Genomic DNA, 25,673 nt, shown 5'->3' with positions numbered 1-25,673 from the left:
AAAGAAAACAGTACTGAAAACTTACCAAATATAAATAAAAGGAGAATGAGATATGAAGATGAAAAGTATAAGTCTGGTAATGGCAGGCATTCTGGCAGCCTCTGCTCTGGCCGGCTGCGGTAATCAGTCACAAGCTTCCCAAGGTAAGGGGAGCGAAACAACAGAAACGAAACAGCTGGTAGTGTGGGGCGGGGTTCCCGGAGAAGACGGACCGGATAAGATCGTAGAAGACTGGAATAAACAGCACCCGGAAGCACAGGCGGAATATGTACGCTTTGTCAATGATGATACAGGAAATACGAAGCTGGATACAGCACTTCAGTCAGGAGAGCAGATAGATATATTTTTCACGTATTCGCCTGATTTGATGGTAAAAAGGGCTTCCAGCGGCATGTTGGAAGATTTGGAAAATCTCGGCGCAAAGGAATTTGTGGATGAGAATATTCTGGGCGGCGAAGAATCGTTTCTCCGGGTGAACAACAAAATCTATGGTATCCCCACTGTGACAGAACCTACAGGTATCATGATCAATAAAGATATGCTGGATGCCAAAGGAGTCACCATACCGGAGAACTGGACGATCAGTGATTATGAAGAGGTTGCCCGGCAGCTTACAGGTGAAGTGGACGGCAAGAAAGTGTATGGCTGTAATGTGTACTGGGGCGGCGGTCCGCTGTCTATTGCCAGATCTATTCTGGGCGGAGATGAATTCTACAAATCAGATACAGAAACTAACTTTGATGCAAAAGAGTATCAGATCAATACCAAGTTTAAAGCCATGATGGATGAGGGAATCGCCATGCCGTATGAAGAAATTTTCTCAAGAAAACTGGATGTCTACTCTCATCCGGCGTTCCTTTCCGGAGAAATTGCCATGATGCCGTTTTCAGCCTGGATGCTCCGTTATGTGAATGATAAGGAGAATTTCCCTCATGACTTCGTGACAACCTTTGCACCTTTCCCGAGTACAGATGACGGAACCCCCAATCCTTACCAGTCAGAAAATAATAATACCATCTGCATGAACAGCCAGAGCAGGAACAAAGAGGAGGCATGGGAGTTCATAAAATTCTGGATCACAGAGGGCTCCAGGTACATCGCCAAAATGCCGGCCTGGTCAGGGGCTGCAGAAGATGAGATTGTAGCAAAAATCCTGGGAGAAAATCCGGAAGAAAGGTTTGATGTAGAGGCATATAAGAAAGTAATGCTGAGAGATGATTTCAAATATATTGTGCCGACAAAGACAACGGCCCTTTCAGAAATTACACAGATTTACAAAGAAGAATCACAGAACTATTTCCTGGGAGTCACAAGTGAGGAAGATTATTACAAAAATCTGAAAGAGCGGGCAGACAAAGCGCTTCAGTCAGCGCAGTAAAAAGTCGGCTGCATGGTGGGGAATGCAGGTTCTCTGTCATGCAGCCTGATTTATGAAGGAGGCAGAAGATGAAAACAAAAAAGAAAAAATTGAATTTAGCGCCATATCTGTTCATTGCCCCTAACTTTATCGGATTTCTGGTGTTTATTTTAATCCCCGTGCTGGTATCCCTTGTTGTGGCATTTACAGACTTCAATATTTTCCAGGGATTTGCCAACAGTAAATTTGTAGGGCTGGATAATTTCATTCAAATGTTCAGTGATGAATGGTTCTGGGCGGCGCTTAAGAATAACCTGATTTATACAGTAGTGACGATTCCCATTATATTAGGATTCAGTATTGTACTGGCAACTATACTCAATGATAAGGTCTATTGCAGGACTGCCATCAGGGTTATGATTTTTATTCCCTATATTGCCAGTGTAGTAGCCATATCTGTAATCTGGATGCTGATCTTAAATCCATCACAGGGTATTCTTAATAATTTTCTGAGAAATCTGGGCATAGCTAACCCTCCGGGATGGCTGGGAGATCCTAAATGGGCACTCCCTGCTGTAATTATCGTAGGAATCTGGATGGGGCTGGGTTATAACACCATTATCTATATGTCAGGGCTGCAGTCGGTATCAAAAAGTCTGTATGAAGCGGCTGAGATTGACGGGGCTTCTTCTGTTCAGCTTTTTCGGTTTATCACAGTGCCTATGCTCCGTAATACCACTTTCTTCCTTCTGATCACCAATATCATCGGGTCTTTTCAGGTGTTCGGGCAGATCAATATCATGACAGGCGGAGGACCGGGCAATTCTACCACGGTTCTGGCACATTACATCTATCTGTCTGGTTTCAGGTATCACAAGATGGGATATGCTTCGTCTATGGCATGGTTCCTGCTGCTGATTATTTTTCTGGTGACATTGTTCCAGTGGAAAGTACAGCGCAGATATGAAGAAGATATGTAGGGAGGAGAGGACAATGACAAAAAAACAAAAAACACAGAAAACAATTCTTACAATGATCATGTTTGCTTTTGCACTGGCTGTCTTATTCCCGTTTATCTGGATGCTGTTCTGTTCCTTTAAGCCTTTAAACGAGATTTACGATTTTCCTCCCAGATTCTTATCGGGAAATATGTCATTGAAAAATTACAGGCAAGTGCTGTTTGAACAGGATCCGTCATTCCTTACATATTTGAAAAACACAACAGTCACCACAGTAGTATCTGTATTGGGAACTGTTATCACATCATCTATGGCGGGATATGCGTTCGCAAAGATGAAATTCAGATTCAGAGACCAGCTCTTCCTGCTGTATCTGATCACCATGATGGTGCCATTCCAGGTACTGATGGTGCCGCAGTTTATCCTGTTTAAAGAAATGGGGATTTTTAACACTTTATGGGCACTGATCTTACCAAGACTGTTTACACCACTTGGAACTTTCCTGATGCGTCAGTATTTTCTGGATGTACCTGATGAAATCATAGAAGCCGGCAAGGTGGAAGGGCTGGGTGAATTTGGGATTTTTTCCCGCCTGGTACTGCCGCTTGCAAAACCGGCCATGTCCACTGTGGTTATTCTGAACTTTGTATGGAGGTGGAATGATTATGAAGCACCGCTGATTTTCCTGACAGACAGCAAATTGTATACTTTGACAGTGGGTCTTACAAACTTTATTGATGAATCAGGATTTTCGCAGGACAATCTGGTTATGGCGGCTGCTACCGTGGCATTGATCCCCATAATCCTGGTGTTTATTTTAGGACAGAAATATTTTATAGAAGGACTGACAAGCGGAAGCGTGAAAGGATAAGGTGGCGTAATGGAAAAAAAGATTTATGAAGTGATTGTAGTGGGCGGAGGGATGGCAGGAGTCTGTGCAGCCATTGCCAGTGCCAGGACAGGTGCCTGCACGGCACTGATTCAGGATAGACCGGTACTGGGCGGTAATGCCAGTTCAGAAATCAGGATGCATATCTGTGGTGCCACTCATCATGGCCACCGGGAAAATGCCCGGGAGACAGGAATCCTGGAAGAAATTCTACTGGAAAACCGTTCCAGGAATCCGCAGCACTCATTCTCCATATTCGACACGGTGTTATGGGAGAAGGTCAGACAGGAGGAGAAGTTAGAACTATACCTGAACACAAGAGTGACAGATGTAGAGACTGCAGACGGCAGGATTCTGAATCTGAAAGCGCATCAGCTCACCACAGAAAAGGAATTCATGCTGGAAGGAAATCTTTACATGGACTGCACAGGCGACGGTATGATCGGGGCCAGGGCAGGTGCGTCTGTAAGACAGGGCAGAGAAGGCAGAGCAGAATTCGGGGAAACTTATGCGCTGGATGAGCCGGATACAGGCACTATGGGTAATTCTCTTATGTTCAGAGCTGTGGATATGGGAAAACCTGTGCCTTTCAAGAGGCCGCAATGGGCTTATGAATACAGCGAGGAAGACCTGGCATACAGAGGCCACAGTGATTACTGTTCAAAAATGCAGAATTATGATATTGAATCCGGATATTGGTGGATTGAACTGGGAGGAACACAAAATACAATTGATGATGCCGAAGAAATCCGGGATGAACTATTGAAAACACTGTACGGTGTCTGGGATCACATTAAAAATAAGGGAGACCATGGAGCTGAAAATTATGCTCTTGACTGGGTGCAGTTCCTTCCGGGAAAGCGGGAGAGCAGAAGGATTGAAGGCGATTATATTCTGAGAGAACAGGACCTGCTGGAAGGCCGGGTGTTTGAGGATACGGTTGCCTACGGCGGCTGGCCTATGGATATGCATCCGCCTCAGGGCTTTTTGTTTGGCGGCGACCCCACAAAGTACATTGCGCTGGAGAATATTTATACGATTCCTTACCGGTGTTTTTATTCCAAAGATATCCCGAATCTGATGATGGCGGGAAGAAATATCAGCACAACGCATATGGCATTCGGTTCCACCCGGGTTATGGCGACCTGTGCGGCAGGCGGCCAGGCGGCAGGAACTGCGGCGGCAATGGCTGTAAAAAAACACTGTACCCCAAGACAGCTCGGAATGGATTATATAAATGAACTCCAAAAACAGCTCATGAGAGATGACTGCTATCTCCCGGGATTCCTTCATAAAGATTCCGATGATTTGGTAAAAGGGGCAGAAGAAATTCTATATTCCTCAGAAACCCCGGAAGGAGCAGCGGAAAAAATCCGTGATGGGCATCAGAGAAATGAAGGGAACGAAATACACCAGTGGATATCAGAAGAAATCATCAGTCAGCCTCAGTGGTTGGAAATCCGTCTGAAAAGTGTGAAAAAACTGGCAGAGATCCATCTCAAATTCGACACTGACCTGACTACAGAGATAGAAACCTCCCTGTCCCGGACTATCCGTGAAAAACAGATACCCGGAATACCAAAATCTCTGGTAAAACACTATAAAATCCAGGCCCTCAAAAATGGAAACAGTATCTGGGAAGAAGAAGAAACAGAAAATCACCAGAGATTCTGTATGCATTTCCCAAATGCAGAGGCTGATACGATCAGAATAGAGGTCTATCAGACATGGGAGTGCAAGTCAGCAAAAATATTTGAAGTAAGGGCATATGAAGCATAAAAAATAGCTGCTGTTCAGAGGGCGGCTTGCCAAAAAAAAACCGGTGGTGCGGACGAAATCCAGTCCAAACCATCGGTTTTTTTTCGTTCAACTTTATTAATCGCTGCCGGGATACCCCTGGGCTGTAAATAGTAATAGAAATTTTTTAAATCCGAATGCAACAAAAGGATGCAAACAGAACACTATATTTATATAATAAAAGGGAACAACCGGCATGAGGGATGCCGTGTACAGATAAGAAGGAACATAGGAAAGAGAAAGAGAGGTGGCGGCATGACGGACTGTAAGCAGTTGGCGTATGAGGCAAGGCAGGGCAGCAAAGAAGCGTTTGCCGAGTTATATCAGGCAGTTTATCAGGATTTGTACCGTTTTGCGTTATATGTACTTAAGAACCCGGAGGATGCCCAGGATGCGGTGGCGGAGACAGTGGCAGATGCCTATGCGGAGATCACGAAGCTGAGGGACAGTGAGGCCTTTAAGGGCTGGATCTTTAAGATCCTGTCAAATAAATGCAAACGGAAATTGAAGGAGTATACCAGGAAGACGGAGCCGCTGTATGAACAGGAGGGGAGCGTGCGGGGAGATCTGGACCGGGACATGCAGGTGCGGGAGGCATTTTTCTCCCTCAGCGATGAGGAGCGTTTCATTGTAGCCATGCAGGTCTTCGGAGGCTACAAGAGCAAGGAGATCGGCCTTATCCTACATAAAAACCACAATACCGTGCGCTCAAGGATTAACAGAGCGCTGAAGAAAATGGAAGAGATATTACAGTGAGAAGGGAGGCGAAGAATATGAAGGATGAGAATTTCAATGAGAATCAGATGCAGGACGAGAACAACCGGCATGAAATCATACAGAAGATCAGGGAGTCTGCGGACAAGGAGAAAATCCCCGAGAGCCTGAACCCTGAGAACCTGGACAGCTTGCTGGAGCAGGGGAAAAACTCGAAGGGCAGAAACGGGAAATGGAGAGATGCCGCCGCGGACTTTGCGTTCCGTTACCGGAAGACTGCCGGGGTGGCCGCAGCCTGTGTGATCCTGGTGATCGCCGCGGTAAACCTCATGCCTCTTATGAATCTGAACTACAGAAGCGAGAACAAAGCGGATAGTGCCCAGTCCATGGATACTTCTTCTGAGGCAGCGAAACAAGATACCGGGGCAGAAGACGGGGATGCTTCCGGCGGGGATATGGGAGCAGAACCAAAAGACTCCAAAGGTACGGAAAAAGCAGATGAGGCGGCACCGGAGAAGAAATCAGAGGACAAAGAAACGGCAGAGGGATATATTGCCGGGAGCAGCTACGAAGAGCTGTATGAACAAATATATACGGAGACAGAAAATGCCCGGAAGGAATGGGAGCAGAAGCGGATGGCAGATACCGGAGACGGCGCAGCGCAGTCTGACAGCAGCACTACTGCAAAAAGTGAGGAGAAAGCGGTTATGGAGGATGCCGGTGCGGAGGAGTCCGCAAGTAACACAGCAGGCTACACGGCAGACGGAGGGGCAGGACATTCCTCCACCAACGTCCGCACAGAAGGTGTGGACGAAGGGGACATTGTCAAGACAGACGGCACCTATATCTATACGCTGACACGTTCCGGTACGCTCCGCATTGTATCTGCCCATGGAGGCGAAATGTCTGTTGCAGGCCAGACATCACTGGAGGATTTGACGGATTCCATACAGGAGATGTATGTGGATGGCAATACACTCTGCGTAGTCACCAGCGGATATGATTCGGGCCTGGAATGGCAGGGGGACGAGACATATATGGTGAACAGCAGGGAGTTTATCCGTCTGTACACATATGATATCACAGATAAGAGCAAAATAACTCTGAAGGGCACGGCGGAACAGGACGGGGGATATTATTCCACCAGAAAAGTAGGAAATTATGTGTATCTTTTCTCCCAGTTCTATCCTGCATACAGGGAAGATACGCAGGAGGCAGATCCGAGGCTCTATGTACCTTCCGTGAACAAGGAGCTTCTGGACAGCAGTGATGTGCTCTATCCGGCTGTGCCGCAGATGGAGAACGGGCAATTGGTGATCTCCTCTGTGAACCTGGAGAAACCGGATAAGATACAGCAGAGCAAATCCCTGATCGGGGCATCCGGCAGGTGTTATGTGAGCAGGGAGAGCATTTACATTTTCGGGGAGGATTACAGCGGTGAGGAGATGCGGACCCGGATCGTGCGGTTCTCCTATAAAGACGGTGAGATACAGGCAAGGGCAGCAGGCGAAGTGAACGGGAGTATTAACGATACATTTTCTATGGATGAATATGACGGCTATCTGAGGGTGGTAGCCACCAGATACAATAACGGCTGGTGGGGAGGCAGCATGAGCAACAGCCTGTATGTGCTGGATGATAAGCTGAAGATGACAGGCAAAGTGGAAGACCTGGCAAAAGGGGAGCAGATATATTCCTCCAGGTTTATGGGGAATACCGGCTACTTTGTCACATACCGGCAGATGGACCCCCTGTTTTCCGTTGACCTTTCAGACCCGGCAGACCCGAAGATCCTGGGTGAGCTGAAGATCACGGGATTTTCCGAATACCTGCACTTTTACGGGGAGAATAAGCTGCTGGGAATCGGCTGGGAGACGGACCCGGATACAGGAGAACAGAAAGGGCTGAAGCTCTCCATGTTCGATATTTCTAATCCGGCAGACGTTAAGGAGATTGACAAGATGGTGCTGAAAAATGTGGATTTCTGCCAGGCTATGGAGGACTACAGGTCAATTCTCATTGACCCTGAAGAGAATATTCTGGGGTTCAGTGCGGGAGTATATGACAGAAATTACTATGAACTGCAGGGATATTACGGAGTCTTCACCTATAACCCGGAGGAGGGATTCCAGAAGCTTTTGTATCAGAGCATAAGCAAATGGATGGACAGTTCCGGGGACGAACTGGCGTGCGTGCGCGGTATTTACATCGGCAATACATTCTACCTGTGCGGCAGCAGCGGAATCAGTGCTTTTGACCGGGAAAAAGAGTACGAAAACTGCGGAAATCTGGAGTGGTAGAGCGCCAAATACCCCTTGCATAGCAGGAAACAATGAGATATACTAAAGTGGAGTGGATAAAAAATCCACCCCGCTTTTTATAAATTGATACTTTACGGTCACCGGACCGGCAAATAAAGGAGAATAAATATGCAGCTTACAACAGTAAAAGAAATTTACAGGGACAAAGAGCAGCACCTGGACAAACAGGTGACTGTGGGCGGATGGGTAAGAAGTGTCCGCGATTCCAAGACATTCGGCTTCGTTGTACTCCATGACGGAAGCTTTTTCGAGACACTTCAGGTAGTTTACCATGACAGCATGGATAATTTCCAGGATATCTGCAAGTTAAATGTAGGCGCTGCCATTATTGTAAAAGGTACCCTGGTCGCAACACCCCAGGCAAAGCAGCCTTTTGAGATCCAGGCAGAGGAGATCACTGTGGAAGGGGATTCCGCTGCAGACTATCCGCTGCAGAAAAAGCGCCACTCCATGGAATACCTGCGCACCATCTCCCATCTGCGTCCGAGAACCAATACCTTCCAGGCAGTGTTCCGTGTGCGCTCCATGATCGCGTTTGCTGTTCATCAGTTCTTCCAGGAGAGGGGCTTTGTCTATGTGCACACCCCACTGATCACGGGCAGCGACTGTGAAGGTGCTGGTGAAATGTTCCGCGTCACTACACTGGATATGGAGAACCTTCCGAGAACTCCGGAGGGAAAAGTGGATTACAGCAAGGATTTCTTTAAAAAAGAGACCAGCCTGACAGTGAGCGGACAGCTAAACGGTGAGACTTATGCCCAGGCGTTCCGCAATATTTATACATTCGGACCAACCTTCCGTGCGGAAAATTCCAACACCACACGCCACGCGGCAGAATTCTGGATGATCGAGCCCGAGATGGCATTTGCGGATTTGGAGGATAACATGGAACTGGCAGAAGCCATGCTGAAATATATCATTCAGTATGTGCTGGAGAATGCTCCTGAGGAAATGCAGTTTTTCAACTCCTTTATAGACAAGGGGCTCTTGGAGCGTCTGGAACTTGTGAAAAATTCTGAATTTGGACATGTTACCTATACAGAGGCAATTGAGATACTGGAAAAAGTAAATGATAAGTTTGAATACAAAGTGTTCTGGGGCTGTGATCTGCAGACGGAGCATGAGCGCTACCTGACGGAGCAGGTATACAAACGTCCTGTATTTGTCACCGATTACCCGAAGGAGATCAAAGCCTTCTATATGAAACAGAACGATGACAACAAGACAGTAGCAGCCATGGACTGCCTGGTTCCCGGCATCGGTGAGATCATTGGCGGCAGCCAGAGAGAGGATTCCTATGACAAGCTGAAATCCCGTATGGCGGAGTTGGGCTTGGATGAGGCGGATTATGATTTCTATCTGGATTTGCGCAAATACGGTTCCACCCGTCATTCAGGATTTGGTCTTGGATTTGACCGTTGCGTGATGTACCTGACAGGTATGCAGAACATCCGCGACGTCCTTCCGTTCCCGAGAACTGTAAACAACTGTGATTTATAAAAAAAGGAGAACCCATGAAATTTTTTCATGCCGCTGACATACATCTGGGTGCAGAGCCTGACAAAGGTTTTCCCTGGAGTAAAGAAAGGGGCCGGGAGATATGGGACAGTTTCCGAAGATTGATAAGACAGGTCGGCGATGAAAAAGCCGGCCTGTTTCTGATTGCAGGGGACTTGTTTCACAGACAGCCTCTAATGAAAGAATTAAAGGAAGTAAATTATCTGTTTTCAACGATACCGGATACAAAGGTGGTACTGATAGCGGGAAACCATGACTATCTGAAGCGGGAATCCTGCTATCGGCGGTTTCCGTGGGCAGAAAATGTGTTCTGTCTGTGGGGAGAGCAGGAGCCCTGCGTGGAATTTCCGGATCTTGGCACTGCGGTTTACGGGATAAGCTATGACAGGAAAGAGATCACGGACCCTTTATACCACCATATCAGGCCCCAGAGACGTCAGCCCCTGGAAATCCTGCTGGCACATGGGGGTGACAGGACACATATCCCTTTTGACAGATCCTTACTGGAACGGTCCGGGTTTTCTTATATTGCCCTGGGCCATATACACAAACCGGAGGTTCTGGCAAAGGACAAAATGGCCTATGCAGGGGCATTGGAACCCATAGATAAAAATGATCTGGGTCCCCATGGATATATAAAAGGTATTTGCAGCAATGGGGGGACCAGAATCGAATTTGTTCCGGCCGCCATCCGTTCCTATATTCTTCTGTCTGTAAAGGCAAAGGAGAGCACCACACAGTTTTCCCTTGAGCAGGCACTTGCCAGACTCATGGAGGAGAAGGGCAGGAATAACCTGTACCGGATCCTGATAAAGGGTGAGCACGCCATGGGCACAGAGTTTGACATGGAACGCCTTATGAAGCTTGGAAATGTGCGCGAGGCCGTGGACCGGAGCCATACAGTCTATGATAAGGAAGCTCTCATGCGTCAGTACAGGGGAAGCCTGATCGAGGCCTATGTAAAACGGTTCAGCGGCAGGGAGCTTTCCGCCACGGAGGAGAAGGCCTTCGCATACGGCATGGAGGCTCTGATGGCTTCAAGGGAGGAGTAACGTTCTATGATGATCCGTGAGCTTATTTTAAAAAATTTCGGCAGATTCCGGAACCGTTCCATACGGCTTAAAGAAGGCATCAATATTATATATGGGGAAAATGAAAGCGGAAAAAGTACGCTCCATGCCTTTATCCAGGGCATGTTATTCGGCATGAGAAAAATGAGGGGCCGGGCGGCCAGGACAGATTCCTACACCCGCTATACTCCCTGGGAGCATCCCTCCTGGTATGAGGGAAGCCTGCGTTTTTCCTGCGGCGGCAAAGCGTTCAGGCTGGAACGTGATTTCAGGAGAGGAGAAGAAGGGACAAAGCTGGTCTGTGAAAGCGACGGGGAACTTTTGTCTGTGATGGACGGGGACCTGGAGATGCTGCTGGGCGGCATCAGTGATACGGTATACGAAAATACGGTATCCATAGGCCAGATGAAGAGCCGTACCGGGGATGCTCTGCTACTGGAGCTGAGGAACTATCTAAGCAACTATCAGGAGAGCGGTGACGGAAAACTGAATCTTGACAGGGCGCTTTTGCTTCTGAAGGAGAAAAAGAAAGAGTGGCAAAACCGCATGCAGACGAGAGAACAGCAGCAGGAGGCAGAGGGGAAGAAGATAAAGTATGAAATCGCCTATCTTGAGCGGGAGACAGAAGAACTGGGACAAAAACTTTTGGAGGAGCGGAAAAGGGAAAAAGCAGAACAGGAAGTACTGAGACAGGAAAATCCGAGCAGGCAAAATGCCCATAAGAAAAAGGGGGCAGGAGCAGCATGGAACTGGAAAAAGGCGGTTCCGGCTGTCCTTCTGGGTGATGTTATTGTCTGGGGGATCCTTTTGTGTTTAGCCGGCTGGAAGGCAGCCAGTATATCTGCTGTGTGTATACTCATAGCAGTGTCTCTGTTTCTGGTATATATATCAACTGCTTTCAAGAAAGCAGAAACGGAAGAGGATACGAAGCATGCTGGACAGCCTGTTTCGGACAATACTTCCGGCAATTCCCAAAAAGAGAGTATAACCAATGACAGCGTCCGTCTGCTCACAGCCCAGCTTCAGGAAAAAAGAACCAGGTTATCCAACCTGCAGGAAGAGCTTTCAGAACTTCAGATGGCAGGAATCTCGGACCGGGCGGAAATGGAGGAGATACGCGGCATAGAGCTTGCAGCAGTGACCATACAGAGCCTGTCCGTATCGGCGCAGGAGTCTGTGGGGGAAACATTGAAAAAACGTATCTCGGATATTTTCTGCACCATGACAGGGGGGAAATACAAAAAAGTCTCCATAGATGAGGAGCTGAAAATCGACCTGTTCACAGAAGAGCGCCATGTTCCTCTTTTTATGGCCAGCCAGGGAACCATAGAGCAGGTGTATCTGGCACTTCGCATGGCGGTGGGAGATATCTTCTGCAGCGAGGAACCTATGCCGCTTCTGCTGGATGAGGTATTTGCCATGTACGATGAAGAACGTATGACAGAGACGCTCAGATGGCTTTATACGGAGAAAGAACAGACCATTATTTTTACCTGTAACAGGAGGGAGACGGAGGTTCTGGAAAAGGCGGGAATCCCCTTCCATATGGTGCGCCTGCAGGAATAATGAAGGAAAATATTGCAAAAATAAGGAAAAAATTTATCATATTTTTAAAATTGATTGGAACTAATTGACTTATTTTCAGGACAATTCTATAATCAAGAAAAGATACCGAAAGGTAACTATTCAGCAGGTCTGCGCGCTCCCTGCGGCATGAAAATGCCCTGGAATATGAATACTTCCGTGCCATTGCAAACGGGGCAAGGGTATGTGTGGGTGACCAGATGCATCCCTGCGGAAAGCTGGATCTTACTGTGTACAAACGGATTGGAAACATCTTTGAACAGATCGAACGTATGGAGCCGTGGCTGTATGATACCAAAAAGGTCAGAGAGATTGCCGTATTGATCCCAACCAGGGCGGGGACAGAGGACCCGTCTTTGGGGGGAATGAGCGAGGAAGGCGTATACCGTGTACTCTCAGAACTGCATCTTCCCTTTGATTTTGTCAATAAGGAGAATTCTCTTGAGGATTCCAGGCTTCTGATCTTACCGGACCATGCAGAACTGGATGGGAAATATGCAGAGATCATAGCTGCATTTGTAAAAGGGGGAGGAAAACTCCTTGTATCCGGCACATGCAGCTTCCTTTTTCATCTCACGTTCAATCACCCATCCGGTTCAGAAATTGATAAAATCCATGAATAAAGTAAAAATGGGGAACCTGAAAAAGGCAGACCTGGATACCGGAAAAGATGAGATCGGAATCCTGAAGGACAAATATAATGAGATGATAGAGCTGGAGAGGATTTCATATCGAGAGGTATGATTTTACTAAACTAAAAGAACAGGGACAAAATCCGCATCTTGCGGTTCCATCCCTGTTCTCTTTTTATGCTTCTTTGGTTCCCAGCTGTTTTTTATGTTTTACCATCAGCTTATTGATCCTCTCCACCGGATTCAGCAGCTTGCTGATCGAGGCATCGTGGTTCAGAGTGTCAATGAGCAGAGCAATGTATTTGCTCATATCACAGTTTACATAATATTCTTTCTGCAGAAGCTCATCAGGCTGGTACACCAGATTGGTGGTGAGCAGTCTGTGGAATTCACCTCTCTCAAAGGCTTTGTCGAATTTTTTCATTCCGTTGGTGAAGAGTCCAAAGGTGGAGCACATGAAAATCTTACCAGCTCCCTTGCTCTTTAAAAGTGCGGCAACTTCCAGCATGCTGTCGCCGGAGGAAATCATATCATCAATAATGATCATATTCTTGCCTGCCACATCCGTGCCCAGAAATTCATGTGCAACGATGGGATTGCGGCCGTCAATGATGGTGGAGTAATCACGGCGTTTGTAGAACATACCCATGTCCACGCCCAGTACATTAGCCAGATAGATGGCACGTCCCGTACCGCCTGCATCGGGGCTGATCACCATAGTGTTGCCATTGGTTATCTCAAGGTCAGGTTCAACCTTGAAAAGTCCTTTGATGAACTGGTAGGATGGCTGTACAGTCTCAAAGCCTTGCAGAGGGATGGAATTCTGCACACGGGGGTCGTGGGCATCAAAGGTAATGATATTGTCCACACCCATGTTCACTAACTCCTGCAGGGCAATGGCGCAGTCCAGAGATTCTCTGCCGGAGCGCTTGTGCTGACGGCTCTCATAGAGGAACGGCATAATGACATTAATACGTCTGGCCTTCCCGCCGATGGCAGCAATGATGCGTTTGAGGTCCTGGAAATGGTCATCCGGTGACATGTGGTTAGGGTGTCCGCAGAGGGAATAGGTGAGGCTGTGGTTGCACACATCCACCATGATATAGATATCATCGCCGCGTACGGACTCACCCAGAATGCCCTTTGCCTCTCCGGTACCGAAGCGGGGGGTCTGTGCTTTGACAAGATAGGAATCCCGCTCATAGCCTTCAAACTCCAGGTTGTTTTTCTCCTGATGTTCACGGTCCCTGCGCCATTTTACAATGTAGTCATCAACCCTGGAACCCAGCTTTTCACAGCTTTTCAGTGGAATGATCCCAAGGCGGCCTACGGGAAGGGAATCTAATGGAGTTGCATCTTTTGGTGACATGTTTTACTTTCCTCCTAAAAGTTTTTTTTGGATCCTTATATCATTTCCGATCAGCTTCAGCATGGTATAATTGCTGGAAATCCTGGAGAAGATACGCTCGGAATACGTCTCCAGAAAGTCTTCCATGGCAAGGTTGGTGGAAATAATAGTAGATTTATGGTTCATAATACGTTCATTGATACAGCAGAAAAGCTGGCTTGCCACAAAATTGTTGGTAAGCTCGGTCCCCAGATCGTCAATGATGAGCAGGTCACAGTCATAGATAAAACCAGCTATATCAGAGGCCGCTGCATCCTTCTGGAAGGTGTTCTTTGCCAGCAGGTCAAAGAGATCAAAGGATGAAAAATACAGCACAAAATATGCCCTGTCAATGAGTTCCTTGGCAATACAATGGGAGAGGTAGGTCTTTCCCACTCCTGTGTCGCCGTAGAAGAACAGGCCGCATGGATGCTCACCGAAATGGTCAATAAAATCCCAGGCCTTGTCCACTGCGTCCTGGGCTGTCTCCAGTGCGCTGAGGCCTGTGGCAGGGTTTGTGATATCCTGTGGATAATACTCCAAGGAAAAGTTTTCAAAGTTCTCTGTTTCAAGTATTTCCCTGATATTGGACTGTGTATACAGTAAATCTACAGCAGCTTTCTTAAAACAGGAACATTTTTGATTTTCTACATAACCCGTGTCCCTACAGAACGGGCAGTCATACTTCAGCTCCAGATAGTCAGGCGTAAAGCCGTGGATCTGCAGAAGCGCAGTCCGTTCTTCGGAAAGCTCTCCAATGGCGGCAGAGAGGTCAAAGTCATCCTTCGGTGAGGGGAGCAGCAGGGCCCTTGCCTTTTTCAGGCTCAGGGACGCAATCTCTCCGTCGATTTCCTGGAGACGCGGAATCATCTCATAAGCCTGTTGGATGTGCTCATCCTGCTCATGCTTATGATTCAGTTGTTTCTCGTTGTATGCGCGCATCAGCGCGTCGTATTGGAAATTGTTCAGCGACACAGTGACCTCCTTATGGTAACTAAGCAGCAGGTCCTCGCAATTGCCGTGCTGACCGTAAGAGAACATTCGGCAGCCAGGCAAAGACCGGGCCGAAGGAAAACCTGCAAAGGGTGGTTTCCGTTATTTCAGTAATTGTTTTTCCAGTTCGTCCACATTGTAGGTGCGTTGGTGGAAATTGTTGAATTTGTTCTTGGAAGGTGCCGGTTTTGGACGAGTGCTGCTTTCCGCCTTGGCTGCTTTCTGCTGCATGCGGTCTTCATCCAGCTTGTCTATATCAGACAGGTGCTTGACACCCTTTTTCTGCCAATTATGCAGAATAGAATCCGCATAGGCGAAATTGGGGTGGCCGGTGGCAATGACGGTACGGCTGCAGGCAGCGGATATGATATCCAGTGTGAAGGCGTACTCATTCAGCCAGAGATTCATATAACGGGTCTCTTCATCCACAGGGTTCCGGTTTTTGATGCCGAAGGCCTTGAGGATAGCAAAGAAATTTTTATTATATGTATTGGTCTCCTGCTTTGCCTGCTTTACGGTGGTAATATTCTCCTCCGCCCAGGCAAGCGCCACTTTTTCAATATAACGGATACTGCGGCTTCCTTTGGATACACAGTATTCGATCAAATACTCCATCAAATCCTTTGAGAAATGAAGCTCTTCGTAAAAAAAGAGGAGCTTATTGATCTCCGTGGGAGTCAGGGTTTTCCCCAGATATTGTTCTGCAATAAACAGAAGTTCGATCACGTCATCCCTGCCGGACAGTTCTTTTACTTTGTCGGGGGACAGGGTCTTGGGTTCAGAAGTCTGGCTTTTTTCCCTGGAGGCGGCAGTTTCGGGTACAGTTTCAGCCAGTGCTTTAACGGATGGAGCCTGGGGTGCCTTTGGCGGCGCAGCTTTTGCTCCGCCTGTGAGGGAACGCAGCCGGAGTTCTTTTAAATTCCCGCGCCCGTCGAAGGTTACATCAAGGACGCCTGTGTTTTTCCAGTATTTCAATGCGCGGAGCACATCATTTTCCGTACAGTTAAAGATATCGGCAATAGATGACAGCTCCAGAGCGGCGCCGGATACGGAAGCGCTGCGCAGAAGCCAGAGATATATTTTGACAAACTCTCCGTTGGCCTGCGGCATATAAGTATCCAGAAAATAGTTGGAGACAAGCGTAAAGTCTCCGGGAAAATCATTGTGTATGATGAACTGTCCCATGTCTAACATCCTTTTCTATTCCAGAGCGTGTTTGATGATCTAAATTACAGTAAGCCGAAAAGATTCCGGCATAACAAACAGGAAAACATCTTTTCGTGTACGCCAGGCACAGACATGTCAAAAAGGTCCGCCCAAGTCAGTGTTTCCCCGTCTTTTGTAAGTATAACATATAACTTTTGAAAAGAGAATAAGCATTTTTTAGCAGAGGCCTTTGCGCAGGCATGTTGGAAAATATGTTGATAATGTGGATAATGTGGATAAAAAAGTGGAGTATTTTTATTAGCAACCGAAAAATGTCGAAAATATGTGGATTTTAAAGGTTTACATCAAATTATGTTACATTATTATGTTAACTGGCTTATACCCAAAAAAATCCACATGCTTATAGGGGAGTAAATGTGTATAAGCATGTGGATAATGTGGATAACTTTACATTCCTAGCAGGTTTTCGCCGATTTTATACACATCTCCGGCCCCCATAGTTATCAACAAATCATCGTGGATACAATTTTTTAATAAAAATTCTTCTATCTCATCAAATGTGGAAAAATAATACGCATCTGTACCAAGAGAGGCAACCAGATCACACAGGATCCGGGAGGATATCCCCAGGTTGTCGGTCTCGCGGGCTGCGTAGATATCAGCCAGCACTACCTTGTCGGCCAGGGTCAGCGCTTCCGCGAACTCATTCAGCAGGGCTTTTGTCCTGGTATAAGTATGTGGCTGGAAGACACACCAGGTAGTTTTGTGTGGATAATTTTTGGCGGTCTGCAGGGTTGCGGCGATCTCTGTGGGATGATGGGCATAGTCGTCGATGATGGTGACGCCGGCCACCTTACCCTTGTACTGGAACCGCCGGTCTGTGCCGCCGAAGTGCAGTAGCCCCTTTCGGATGTGCTCCATGGAAAGGCCCAGTTTTTCCCCCAGGGCAATGGCTGACAGGGCATTGGCAACATTGTGGGTTCCGGGAACAGACAGGGAGAAGCGGCCAAGTATCTCATTGCCCTTTACGCAGTCAAAAGATGCGTGGGCGAATTCGTCGAAGGTAATATTCTTAGCCATATAATCAGCCTCATGCTCCAGTCCGCAGGTGATCACTGCGCAGGAAAGACCTCCCGTGATCTCTTCATAGTCCGGGATATCACTGCTGATGATCAAGGTTCCGTCAGCGGGCAGTTTCTCTGCAAACAGTTTGAAGGAATGGCGGATATCATCCAGGTCTTTGAAGAAATCCAGATGGTCTGCATCAATATTCAGGATAATACTGATTTTTGGGAAAAAACTCAGAAAACTGTTGGTGTACTCACAGGCCTCTGTGACAAAAGTCTCTGACTGGCCCACACGGATATTTCCGTGGATGGCAGGCAGAATTCCGCCTACAGAGATAGTAGGGTCAGCATCAGCTTCCAGCAGAATATGTGAGATCATGGAAGTGGTGGTGGTCTTACCGTGTGTGCCTGCTACCGCTACGGGTACCTCATAGTTTTTCATGATCTGTCCCAGAAGCTCTGCTCTTGTGAGCATGGGGAGCCCCTTCTGGCGGGCACATGCAAATTCCGGATTATCTTCATGGATCGCTGCGGTGTAGACCACCAGCTCAATGTCATCGGTAATGTTGGAAGCGCGCTGGCCAATGCGGACAACGGCACCAAGGCTCTCCAGATGGGCAGTCAGTTGGGACTTTCTGGAGTCTGAACCTGATATGGGGAAATTTTCTTTTAAAAGGATTTCAGCCAGACCGCTCATGCTGATGCCGCCGATACCGATGAAGTGAATGTGCAGCGGCTTATTAAAATCTATCTGATACATAAAGTTGTGCTTCCTTTCTCTTCTTTATTATTATATGGGGCAGTGTCAATGGGGCACTGTTTGTGTTTATTATACCTAAAAAAAGTACAAAATGAAACCCCTAGTTATAGAAATGGTTACGGGCAGGTAAAATGTCACAAAAACTAAAGTAAAGTCGAAAAAAAATTGTTAAAATTGTTCACAATTGCGATTTAGTGTGGTATAATAAAAAAATCATAGAATATACAAGAGGTGATTGCATGATTAAGAAAGAGATGATTGCAATGTTGCTCGCAGGTGGACAAGGCAGCAGATTAGGCGTACTGACTGCAAAAGTCGCAAAACCCGCAGTAACATTCGGGGGAAAGTACAGAATAATAGATTTCCCGCTGAGCAACTGCATTAATTCAGGAGTTGATACCGTAGGTGTACTTACACAGTACCAGCCGCTTCGCCTGAATACTCATATTGGCATCGGTATTCCGTGGGATCTCGATAAGAATGTTGGAGGCGTATCCATTCTTCCGCCATACGAGAAGAAGACGGATACGGAATGGTATACAGGGACTGCTAATGCTATCTACCAGAACATGGCATATATGGAGGAGTTCAACCCGGATTATGTGTTGATCCTGGGCGGCGACCACATTTACAAAATGGACTATGAGGTAATGCTGGATTACCACAAAGCGAACAAGGCAGACGCTACTCTGGCATGCATGCCCGTTCCGTGGGAGGAGGCAAGCCGATTTGGACTTGCTATCACAGATGAATCAGGACGCGTTACGGATTTTGAGGAGAAACCGGAGCATCCTAAGAGCAATCTGGCATCCATGGGTATTTATATTTTCAGCTGGCCGGTACTGAAGGAAGCCCTCCTTGCCCTGAAAGACCAGCCTGGATGTGACTTTGGAAAACATATCCTTCCGTACTGCAAGGATAAAGGCCAGCGCCTGTTTGCTTATGAGTACAATGGATATTGGAAAGATGTTGGAACACTGGGTTCCTATTGGGAAGCCAATATGGAGCTGATTGATATTATTCCTGAATTTAATTTATATGAAGAGTTCTGGAAGATTTATACCAAGAGTGATATTATTCCCCCGCAGTATATTTCTGCTGACGCTGTGGTGGAGAGAAGCATTGTGGGAGAAGGGACCGAGATATACGGTGAGGTACATAATTCCGTTATTGGTGCAGGTGTCGTTATCAAAAAAGGCGCGGTTGTGCGCGATTCCATTATCATGAAACAATCTTTCCTTGGGGAGAATTGTGTGATAGACAAGGCAATCATCGCAGAGAATGTCACAGTGGGAGACAATGTAGTCATGGGAATCGGTGAAGAGGTTCCGAACAAAGAAAAACCAGGTGTTTATTCCTTTGGTCTTGTAACCGTGGGAGAAAACACAGTGATTCCGTCCGATGTTAAGATTGGCAAGAACACCGCCATTGTTGGTGAAACATCAAGTGAAGACTATCCGGACGGCGTACTGGAGAGCGGCGAAACATTGAATAAGGAAGGTGAGACAGCATGAGAGCAATAGGTATTATTCTTGCCGGCGGCAATAACAATAAAATGAGAGAGTTATCACAGAAAAGAGCGATTGCAGCAATGCCAATCGCTGGAAGTTACCGCAGCATAGACTTTGCGCTTAGCAACATGTCAAATTCCCATATTCAAAAAGTTGCGGTTCTGACACAGTACAATGCCCGTTCCTTAAATGAGCATCTGAGCTCATCCAAATGGTGGGATTTCGGAAGAAAGCAGGGAGGCCTCTACACCTTCACACCTACCATTACTGCTGACAACAGCTTCTGGTACAGAGGCACAGCAGATGCCATGATCCAGAACCTGAACTTCCTCAAATCAAGCCATGAGCCTTATGTGGTGATCGCATCCGGTGATGGTGTGTACAAGCTGGATTTCAATAAAGTTCTGGAGTACCATATTGCAAAGCGGGCAGACATCTCAGTTGTCTGCACAGATGTGTATGGTGATGACACCACCAGATTCGGCTGTCTGAAAATGAATGAGGACAGCAGGATTGAAGAATTTGAAGAAAAACCCATGGTGACGCGCACAAATACTGTCTCTACGGGTATTTATGTGATCAGAAGAAGACAGCTTATTGAGCTTCTGGAAAAATGTGCACAGGAAGACAGATATGATTTTGTAAAAGATATTCTCATCCGTTATAAGAACCTGAAGAGAATCTATGGTTACAAGATCAATACCTACTGGAGCAATATTTCCACTGTGGAATCTTATTATAAAACCAATATGGACTTCCTGAAACCAAAGGTAAGAGATTACTTCTTCAACCAGTATCCCGGAGTTCAGTCAAAAATAGATGATCTGCCTCCGGCAAAATACAATCCCGGTTCAGATGTGAAGAACAGCCTGGTTTCCAGCGGATGTATCATCAACGGACAGGTTGAGAACTCTGTTCTGTTTAAGAAAGTATTTGTAGGCAATAACTGCGTGATCAAGAATTCCATTATTCTCAACGATGTGTATCTGGGGGATAATACCCACATTGAGAACTGTATCGTAGAGAGCCGTGATACCATTCGTGCCAATTCCTACTATTGCGGTGAGGACGGCATTAAAATCGTAGTGGAAAAGAACGAGCGTTATGTACTATAAAAATACACAAGTAAAAAGTGTGCAGGGTGCAGTGACATCATAAGCAGGACTTTTTAAGAATGGCATATGAAAGGGGAAGGTTTTTATGAACATCACAGATGTAAGAGTAAGAAGAGTTGCGAAGGAAGGTAAGATGAAAGCTGTTGTCTCCATTACAATTGATGAAGAATTTGTAGTGCATGACATTAAGGTTATCGAAGGGGAAAAAGGTTTATTCATTGCCATGCCCAGCCGTAAAGCAACCGACGGTGAATACAGGGATATCGCACATCCGATTAACTCTGAAACCCGTGAAAGGATCCAGGGCATCATTTTGGAAAAATACGAACAGGTACTCGCTGAGGAGCCTGTAGAAGTTGAAGCTGAAGCATAAGAAGATAGAAAAGTTAGAAAAGCCGTTTGCATTCTGCAGACGGCTTTTCTGCTGCACAGGAAGGTCCTGGTGCCGCCTGGCACCAGAGCATGTTGTGGAGAAAAGGAAATGCAGGGTACAAAAGTGAGGGAAACAGAAAGTCAATTTTTGTACCCCGCAGACATAGTGCGGGAAGGTGGGAAAAGTTACAATAGAATCATAAGAATTCATTGTTCGTCCGGATTGAAGCGTAAATATTGTGCCGGACAGCATTTGTTTGTAAGAAGGAGGATACAATATGGCAAAAATGACAGAAAAAACAAATTATCTTATGACTCTGCGTGGGGAACAGCCGGAGTGGGTGCCTACCTACAGTTTTGGTCCTATGCCCAATATGACAAGGCCCTGCACATCCTGTATGCTGGAACCTGAAATTGTGGCGTATTTCCGTTTTCAGGGGGGCGGCAAGGACTGCTGGGGTGTCACCTATGTTCCTACCAGGGAGACAGGAAACGCGCTGCTTCCTAAGCCCGGTGAATTTATACTGGATGACATTACAAAGTGGAGAGATGTTATCAAAGCTCCTTCCCTGGAAGGGGTGGACTGGGAGGCCATGGCTAAAAAACAGTTGGAAGGTTTTTACCGTCAGGGGGTAAACCGGGAGGATACGGCCATTGCCCTGAACCTTCACGTGGGATATTTCCAGAATCTGATGGCATTTATGGGATTTACGGAGGGGCTCTGCGCCATGGCTGAGGAACCGGAGGAGGTGTACGCGCTGTTTGATTACATGTGTGACTTTTACACAGAGATCACACGGCAGATCATTGGATATGTGAAGCCTGATGTGCTGACCATGATGGATGATACTGCCGCATGGAGGGCGCCTTTCATTTCCAGGCAGATGTACCATGATCTGGTACTGCCATTCCACGACAGGCAGGCAAAATTCGGACGTGACCTGGGAATCCCCATTACCATGCACAACTGTGGTAAGGCGGAACCTTTTATAGAAGACTGGCTTTCAATCGGCGTTAATGCCTGGGACCCTGCACAGACGTGCAATGATCTGACAGGTATCAAAGAAAAATACGGAAACAAGCTGGTCATTATGGGGGGATTTGATCCTCGTGACCATCTGGCTGATCCAAATGTGACAGAAGAAGAGATACGCCAGGCAGTGCGGGATACCATGGACAGGCTGGCACCGGGGGGCGGTTTCTGCTGGTGCGGCGGATATCTGGGAGCCGTTGATGATCCGGAAGTGATTAGAAAAAATGCGGTATTGTTTGATGAAGTGTTCCGTTATGGAGATGAGTTCTATAAAAAGTAATGCGGGAAGAAGTGATAAGAGTATGAAGGTATTGATATTAGGCGGTTTTTTGGGATCAGGTAAGACCACCCTCCTTCTTCAGATGGCACGGTATCTGGTGGACAGTTCCAGGTCAGGCAGTGCCTATAAGGTGGTGATCCTGGAAAATGAGGTAGGCAGGGAAGGGATTGATGACAAGCTTCTCAGGGGAAATGGCTTTAATGTGGAAAATCTCTTTAACGGCTGCGCCTGCTGTACCCTGGCCGGAGAGCTGGTTTCCGCTGCCTATGAGATTGAGAAAGAATATGCCCCCGACTGGCTGATCGTGGAGACAACAGGCCTGGCATATCCGGGCTTGATCCAGGACAATCTGGCAGCAGGGATCGGAATGGAATCACGGGTGTGTACTGTGGTGGATGTATCCAGATGGAAACGGCTTTTGAATGCCATGCGGGAACTTCTCCTGGGGCAGACAGAACGGGCAGATGTGGTTCTTATGAATAAGGCGGATCTGGTGACAGAGGATATCCTCAGCGGGGTGGAGAAGGATATTGAGGAGATGAACCCGGCTGCCGGGCGGATTGCCACCACGGCAGTAGGTCATGTGGATGAACATGTGTGGGATGTTGTGTTGGGAGTGATGGACCATGGATAAAGAGGAAAAGACTTTGCAGGTGTCCGGGGATGGGCAGAGGAATCTGCGGAGATGCGGAGCGGGACATGAAGGCGAGGGGCATCACGGATGCGGAGAGGAACATGCAGAGGAGCGTCATGGATGCGGAGAGGAACATGCAGAGGAGCATCATGGATGCGGAGAGGAACATGCAGAGGAGCATCATGGATGCGGAGAGGAACATGCAGAGGAGCGTCATGGATGCGGAGAGGAACATGCAGAGGAGCATCATGGATGCGGAGAGGAACATGCAGAGGAGCATCATGGATGCGGAGAGGAATATGCAGAGGAGCATCATAAATGTGGAGAGGAACACGCAGAGGAGCGTCATGGATGCGGACATGCGCATGTACATGAGGCGCATCATACCCATGTGCATGAACACCATGATGGTGAGGTATGTGAATGCCCCTCCTGCACACAGAAGAGAGAAAAATTATATGTGACATCCCTGCTCCAGGATAATGCTGTGGTGGTCTCGGCAGAGTATCACACAGCGGCGGACCGGGAGCGGGCGGGGGAACTGCTTGCCAGGTATATGGAAGCACTGGCCGGTGAGATAGACAGCGGTGGCGGCATAATCGGTCATATTAAGACATCAGTGGAGATACAGTACGTGGAAATGTACTCCCTGACAGACAAAACAGTGATGAAAAAGACTTCAGAACTGCCGGAACTGACTTTATATATGGCTGCTATTGTATTCTGCGTAAAAGAAGAGGAACTGCGCTGTCTGGTCCGGGATATGTTCAGGGACATGGACAGGCAGCTCCATGAGCGTTAATGGATACGCCACCCGGCAGGATATTTATTTTTTAATGTACCGTTCACCAGTTTTCCGAATCCAAGAGGAAAGTTGTCCACGCAGATCAACTGCCATCCCTTATCCTTTGTACATTCACCCTTTTCCACCGGGAGAGTTTCACCCTTCAGGTAACGTCCGATGCGCTCATCCTGTGGGGAAAGGCAGAGGCGTGAAGGGAATTGACCTGCTTTAAGGGCCAGGGCCAGAGGCTGGGACGGCTCAAAACGGTTTTTCTTTAATTCCCCCAAAAACAGTCCGTTTCTGAGAAAGCGGATGCCCTTGAAGTGGTTGTTTGCAGGGGGCAGGCAGTAGACATTGCTGCTGCGCACTTCTATTCTGTCCGCGGGAAAGGGAATATCCATTCCGGCGAAAAACTCCGTCAGCAGTTTTTGGGCTTCTTTATCAGGTTTTGTTCTGAAATCTGATAAAGTCTGCCCGGAACTGCCTTTTTTTCTCATGAGGGCCATGAAATGCCCCTCCCCATCCATTCTGTGAGGGAAAATGCGGAGGCATTTGGTGAGCTCCGGGTCCCCATTTCCCCATGCAGGATTGCCCTTGGAAAACCCTTTATAACTATCCGTCTCTAAAAGCTCCATATCCGGATATTCCTCCAGAATAAAGGAGATGGTTCCTTCATTTTCAACAGGGGAAAAGGTGCAGGTAGAATACAGCATCAGCCCTCCGGGCTTCAGCATGGAAATGGCAGACCAGACACATTCCCGCTGGAGTTTGGCAAAAAATGCAGGCCTTGTCTCGTCCCAAGTCTTGGCTACGGCAGGCTCTTTTCTAAACATTCCCTCCCCGGAGCAGGGGGCATCCACCAGTATTTTATCAAAAAACTCCGGCATGGCTTTTGCCAGAGATGCAGGAACTTCGTTGGTGATAAAGGAATTTGGTATACCGCACAGCTCTATATTTCGCTGTAGGGCTTTGGCCCGTGAGCTGCTGATATCATTGGCAACCAGCATACCTTTATTCTCCAGTCTGGCGCCAAGCTCTGTGGCCTTCCCCCCTGGGGCTGCACAGAGGTCCAGCACATAGTCTCCTGGGGTGACAGGAAGAAGGGCAGCAGGAGCCATTGCACTGGGTTCCTGCAGATAATACAGACCAGCTGCATAGTAGGGATGTTTTGCCGGATGGTCTGTTTCCTCAAAGTAAAAGCCGTTTGGGGTCCAGGGCACAGGTGTCAGGGAGAAAGGGCTGATTTTTAGAAATTCCTCCACGGATATTTTCAGGGTATTGACTCTGAGGCCAAAATGCCGGGGATTTTCATAGCTTTTTAAAAATGCAGTATATTCATCCTGAAGCATATCCTCCATACGGGTGAGGAAAGCTTTGGGGAGTTGTTCGATCATAACGGTCTCCTTTTTTGTGGGATCTGTTGTTTTGGAGTAACAGTTCAACAGTCTGCACTGTTACGTTTGGGACTTATTATAACATGAAGGTTTTTATTGCGCTACAGAAATATCCCTTCGGGCCATTATGGTGCCATGAAATGGTCAAAATGGCAGGGAGTCACATTCCGAATGCGGATCCGTACGGTTCTTCCAGTATTTTCTTGTAAATAAAAGATAAAAATGATATGATTTATATTAAGTAAAAGACAGAGGCAAAACAAGTAAAATTATAATAACTATTCAGCAGATCAAGACACTGAACAGTTACAAACTACGAGAAGATAAACGGAGTG

General features: G+C 47.2%; 22 protein-coding genes. 17 read left to right on the top strand and 5 right to left on the bottom strand.

Annotated features, from left to right (window positions below):
- Positions 1 to 52: 52 nt before the first annotated feature.
- The 11 genes from A4V09_RS17290 to A4V09_RS17240 all read left to right on the top strand — a co-directional run bounded on the left by A4V09_RS17290 (position 53) and on the right by A4V09_RS17240 (position 12,953).
- Positions 53 to 1,378: an ABC transporter substrate-binding protein gene (locus A4V09_RS17290; protein ID WP_065543432.1), complete on the top strand. Its 1,326-nt coding sequence runs from the start codon at positions 53 to 55 to the stop codon at positions 1,376 to 1,378.
- A gap of 68 nt (positions 1,379 to 1,446) precedes the next feature.
- A complete protein-coding gene (locus A4V09_RS17285; RefSeq protein WP_065543431.1) occupies positions 1,447 to 2,337 on the top strand; it encodes a carbohydrate ABC transporter permease in 891 nt (296 codons plus the stop codon).
- Between the two features lie 13 nt (positions 2,338 to 2,350).
- On the top strand, positions 2,351 to 3,187 hold the full coding sequence (locus A4V09_RS17280; protein WP_065543430.1) for a carbohydrate ABC transporter permease: 837 nt from the start codon (positions 2,351 to 2,353) through the stop codon (positions 3,185 to 3,187).
- 9 nt (positions 3,188 to 3,196) lie between these two features.
- Positions 3,197 to 4,984 (top strand): FAD-dependent oxidoreductase, encoded by a 1,788-nt coding sequence (locus A4V09_RS17275; RefSeq protein WP_065543429.1) that lies wholly within the window; start codon positions 3,197 to 3,199, stop codon positions 4,982 to 4,984.
- A gap of 273 nt (positions 4,985 to 5,257) precedes the next feature.
- Entirely contained in the window at positions 5,258 to 5,758 is a 501-nt protein-coding gene (locus tag A4V09_RS17270; protein ID WP_065544843.1) for an RNA polymerase sigma factor, read from the top strand.
- Positions 5,759 to 5,775: 17 nt separating this feature from the next.
- Positions 5,776 to 8,016, top strand: a complete 2,241-nt coding sequence (locus A4V09_RS17265; protein WP_065543428.1) for a beta-propeller domain-containing protein — start codon at positions 5,776 to 5,778, stop codon at positions 8,014 to 8,016.
- A 129-nt stretch (positions 8,017 to 8,145) separates the two neighbouring features.
- A complete protein-coding gene (asnS, locus tag A4V09_RS17260) occupies positions 8,146 to 9,537 on the top strand; it encodes an asparagine--tRNA ligase (RefSeq protein ID WP_065543427.1) in 1,392 nt (463 codons plus the stop codon).
- Positions 9,538 to 9,551: 14 nt separating this feature from the next.
- Positions 9,552 to 10,607, top strand: a complete 1,056-nt coding sequence (locus tag A4V09_RS17255) for a metallophosphoesterase family protein (RefSeq protein ID WP_065543426.1) — start codon at positions 9,552 to 9,554, stop codon at positions 10,605 to 10,607.
- Between the two features lie 6 nt (positions 10,608 to 10,613).
- Positions 10,614 to 12,191: an ATP-binding protein gene (locus tag A4V09_RS17250; RefSeq protein ID WP_065543425.1), complete on the top strand. Its 1,578-nt coding sequence runs from the start codon at positions 10,614 to 10,616 to the stop codon at positions 12,189 to 12,191.
- A gap of 206 nt (positions 12,192 to 12,397) precedes the next feature.
- The gene (locus A4V09_RS17245; protein WP_065543424.1) at positions 12,398 to 12,832 is read left to right on the top strand and encodes a beta-galactosidase trimerization domain-containing protein; all 435 of its coding nucleotides are present in this window, start codon (positions 12,398 to 12,400) and stop codon (positions 12,830 to 12,832) included.
- On the top strand, positions 12,825 to 12,953 hold the full coding sequence (locus A4V09_RS17240) for a hypothetical protein (protein ID WP_242963855.1): 129 nt from the start codon (positions 12,825 to 12,827) through the stop codon (positions 12,951 to 12,953). The genes A4V09_RS17245 and A4V09_RS17240 overlap by 8 nt, the downstream gene beginning before the upstream one ends.
- Before the next feature lie 63 nt (positions 12,954 to 13,016).
- Here the strand turns inward: A4V09_RS17240 and A4V09_RS17235 are convergent, their stop codons facing one another.
- From A4V09_RS17235 to murC, 4 genes are all read right to left on the bottom strand, one after another.
- On the bottom strand, positions 13,017 to 14,210 hold the full coding sequence (locus A4V09_RS17235) for a ribose-phosphate pyrophosphokinase (RefSeq protein WP_065543423.1): 1,194 nt from the start codon (positions 14,208 to 14,210) through the stop codon (positions 13,017 to 13,019).
- A gap of 3 nt (positions 14,211 to 14,213) precedes the next feature.
- Positions 14,214 to 15,203 carry an ATP-binding protein gene (locus A4V09_RS17230; protein ID WP_065543422.1) on the bottom strand — a complete coding sequence of 330 codons (990 nt, stop codon included), beginning with the start codon at positions 15,201 to 15,203 and terminating at the stop codon, positions 14,214 to 14,216.
- Between the two features lie 120 nt (positions 15,204 to 15,323).
- Positions 15,324 to 16,406: a DnaD domain protein gene (locus A4V09_RS17225; RefSeq protein ID WP_065543421.1), complete on the bottom strand. Its 1,083-nt coding sequence runs from the start codon at positions 16,404 to 16,406 to the stop codon at positions 15,324 to 15,326.
- A gap of 429 nt (positions 16,407 to 16,835) precedes the next feature.
- On the bottom strand, positions 16,836 to 18,215 hold the full coding sequence (murC, locus tag A4V09_RS17220; protein ID WP_065543420.1) for a UDP-N-acetylmuramate--L-alanine ligase: 1,380 nt from the start codon (positions 18,213 to 18,215) through the stop codon (positions 16,836 to 16,838).
- A gap of 239 nt (positions 18,216 to 18,454) precedes the next feature.
- Here murC and A4V09_RS17215 point away from each other — a divergent pair, with 239 nt between their 5' ends.
- The 6 genes from A4V09_RS17215 (at position 18,455) to A4V09_RS17190 (ending at position 23,962) form a co-directional block, all read left to right on the top strand.
- On the top strand, positions 18,455 to 19,729 hold the full coding sequence (locus A4V09_RS17215) for a glucose-1-phosphate adenylyltransferase (RefSeq protein ID WP_065543419.1): 1,275 nt from the start codon (positions 18,455 to 18,457) through the stop codon (positions 19,727 to 19,729).
- Entirely contained in the window at positions 19,726 to 20,841 is a 1,116-nt protein-coding gene (gene glgD, locus A4V09_RS17210) for a glucose-1-phosphate adenylyltransferase subunit GlgD (RefSeq protein WP_065543418.1), read from the top strand. The genes A4V09_RS17215 and glgD overlap by 4 nt, the downstream gene beginning before the upstream one ends.
- Positions 20,842 to 20,926: 85 nt before the next feature.
- Positions 20,927 to 21,214, top strand: a complete 288-nt coding sequence (gene spoVG / locus A4V09_RS17205) for a septation regulator SpoVG (protein ID WP_065543417.1) — start codon at positions 20,927 to 20,929, stop codon at positions 21,212 to 21,214.
- A gap of 277 nt (positions 21,215 to 21,491) precedes the next feature.
- Positions 21,492 to 22,526 (top strand): uroporphyrinogen decarboxylase family protein, encoded by a 1,035-nt coding sequence (locus A4V09_RS17200; RefSeq protein ID WP_065543416.1) that lies wholly within the window; start codon positions 21,492 to 21,494, stop codon positions 22,524 to 22,526.
- Between the two features lie 22 nt (positions 22,527 to 22,548).
- Entirely contained in the window at positions 22,549 to 23,160 is a 612-nt protein-coding gene (locus tag A4V09_RS17195) for a GTP-binding protein (RefSeq protein WP_065544842.1), read from the top strand.
- Entirely contained in the window at positions 23,153 to 23,962 is an 810-nt protein-coding gene (locus A4V09_RS17190) for a hypothetical protein (protein ID WP_065543415.1), read from the top strand. The genes A4V09_RS17195 and A4V09_RS17190 overlap by 8 nt, the downstream gene beginning before the upstream one ends.
- Here the strand turns inward: A4V09_RS17190 and A4V09_RS17185 are convergent.
- The gene (locus tag A4V09_RS17185; protein WP_171286940.1) at positions 23,959 to 25,338 is read right to left on the bottom strand and encodes an RsmB/NOP family class I SAM-dependent RNA methyltransferase; all 1,380 of its coding nucleotides are present in this window, start codon (positions 25,336 to 25,338) and stop codon (positions 23,959 to 23,961) included. The genes A4V09_RS17190 and A4V09_RS17185 overlap by 4 nt on opposite strands.
- Positions 25,339 to 25,673 lie beyond the last annotated feature (335 nt).

The organism is Blautia pseudococcoides (assembly GCF_001689125.2).
Classification (GTDB): domain Bacteria; phylum Bacillota; class Clostridia; order Lachnospirales; family Lachnospiraceae; genus Blautia; species Blautia pseudococcoides.
Note: the sequence above shows the minus strand (reverse complement) of the source record. Positions and strands in the feature narration are given on the sequence as shown.

Excerpts from the sequence above, each read along its gene's own strand:
- A4V09_RS17290 (WP_065543432.1), top strand. The coding sequence starts at position 53 with ATGAAGATGAAAAGTATAAGTCTGGTAATGGCAGGCATTCTGGCAGCC.
- A4V09_RS17285 (WP_065543431.1), top strand. The coding sequence starts at position 1,447 with ATGAAAACAAAAAAGAAAAAATTGAATTTAGCGCCATATCTGTTCATT.
- A4V09_RS17280 (WP_065543430.1), top strand. The coding sequence starts at position 2,351 with ATGACAAAAAAACAAAAAACACAGAAAACAATTCTTACAATGATCATG.
- A4V09_RS17275 (WP_065543429.1), top strand. The coding sequence starts at position 3,197 with ATGGAAAAAAAGATTTATGAAGTGATTGTAGTGGGCGGAGGGATGGCA.
- A4V09_RS17270 (WP_065544843.1), top strand. The coding sequence starts at position 5,258 with ATGACGGACTGTAAGCAGTTGGCGTATGAGGCAAGGCAGGGCAGCAAA.
- A4V09_RS17265 (WP_065543428.1), top strand. The coding sequence starts at position 5,776 with ATGAAGGATGAGAATTTCAATGAGAATCAGATGCAGGACGAGAACAAC.
- asnS (WP_065543427.1), top strand. The coding sequence starts at position 8,146 with ATGCAGCTTACAACAGTAAAAGAAATTTACAGGGACAAAGAGCAGCAC.
- A4V09_RS17255 (WP_065543426.1), top strand. The coding sequence starts at position 9,552 with ATGAAATTTTTTCATGCCGCTGACATACATCTGGGTGCAGAGCCTGAC.
- A4V09_RS17250 (WP_065543425.1), top strand. The coding sequence starts at position 10,614 with ATGATGATCCGTGAGCTTATTTTAAAAAATTTCGGCAGATTCCGGAAC.
- A4V09_RS17240 (WP_242963855.1), top strand. The coding sequence starts at position 12,825 with ATGAATAAAGTAAAAATGGGGAACCTGAAAAAGGCAGACCTGGATACC.
- A4V09_RS17235 (WP_065543423.1), bottom strand. The coding sequence starts at position 14,210 with ATGTCACCAAAAGATGCAACTCCATTAGATTCCCTTCCCGTAGGCCGC.
- A4V09_RS17225 (WP_065543421.1), bottom strand. The coding sequence starts at position 16,406 with ATGGGACAGTTCATCATACACAATGATTTTCCCGGAGACTTTACGCTT.
- murC (WP_065543420.1), bottom strand. The coding sequence starts at position 18,215 with ATGTATCAGATAGATTTTAATAAGCCGCTGCACATTCACTTCATCGGT.
- A4V09_RS17215 (WP_065543419.1), top strand. The coding sequence starts at position 18,455 with ATGATTAAGAAAGAGATGATTGCAATGTTGCTCGCAGGTGGACAAGGC.
- glgD (WP_065543418.1), top strand. The coding sequence starts at position 19,726 with ATGAGAGCAATAGGTATTATTCTTGCCGGCGGCAATAACAATAAAATG.
- spoVG (WP_065543417.1), top strand. The coding sequence starts at position 20,927 with ATGAACATCACAGATGTAAGAGTAAGAAGAGTTGCGAAGGAAGGTAAG.
- A4V09_RS17200 (WP_065543416.1), top strand. The coding sequence starts at position 21,492 with ATGGCAAAAATGACAGAAAAAACAAATTATCTTATGACTCTGCGTGGG.
- A4V09_RS17195 (WP_065544842.1), top strand. The coding sequence starts at position 22,549 with ATGAAGGTATTGATATTAGGCGGTTTTTTGGGATCAGGTAAGACCACC.
- A4V09_RS17190 (WP_065543415.1), top strand. The coding sequence starts at position 23,153 with ATGGATAAAGAGGAAAAGACTTTGCAGGTGTCCGGGGATGGGCAGAGG.
- A4V09_RS17185 (WP_171286940.1), bottom strand. The coding sequence starts at position 25,338 with ATGATCGAACAACTCCCCAAAGCTTTCCTCACCCGTATGGAGGATATG.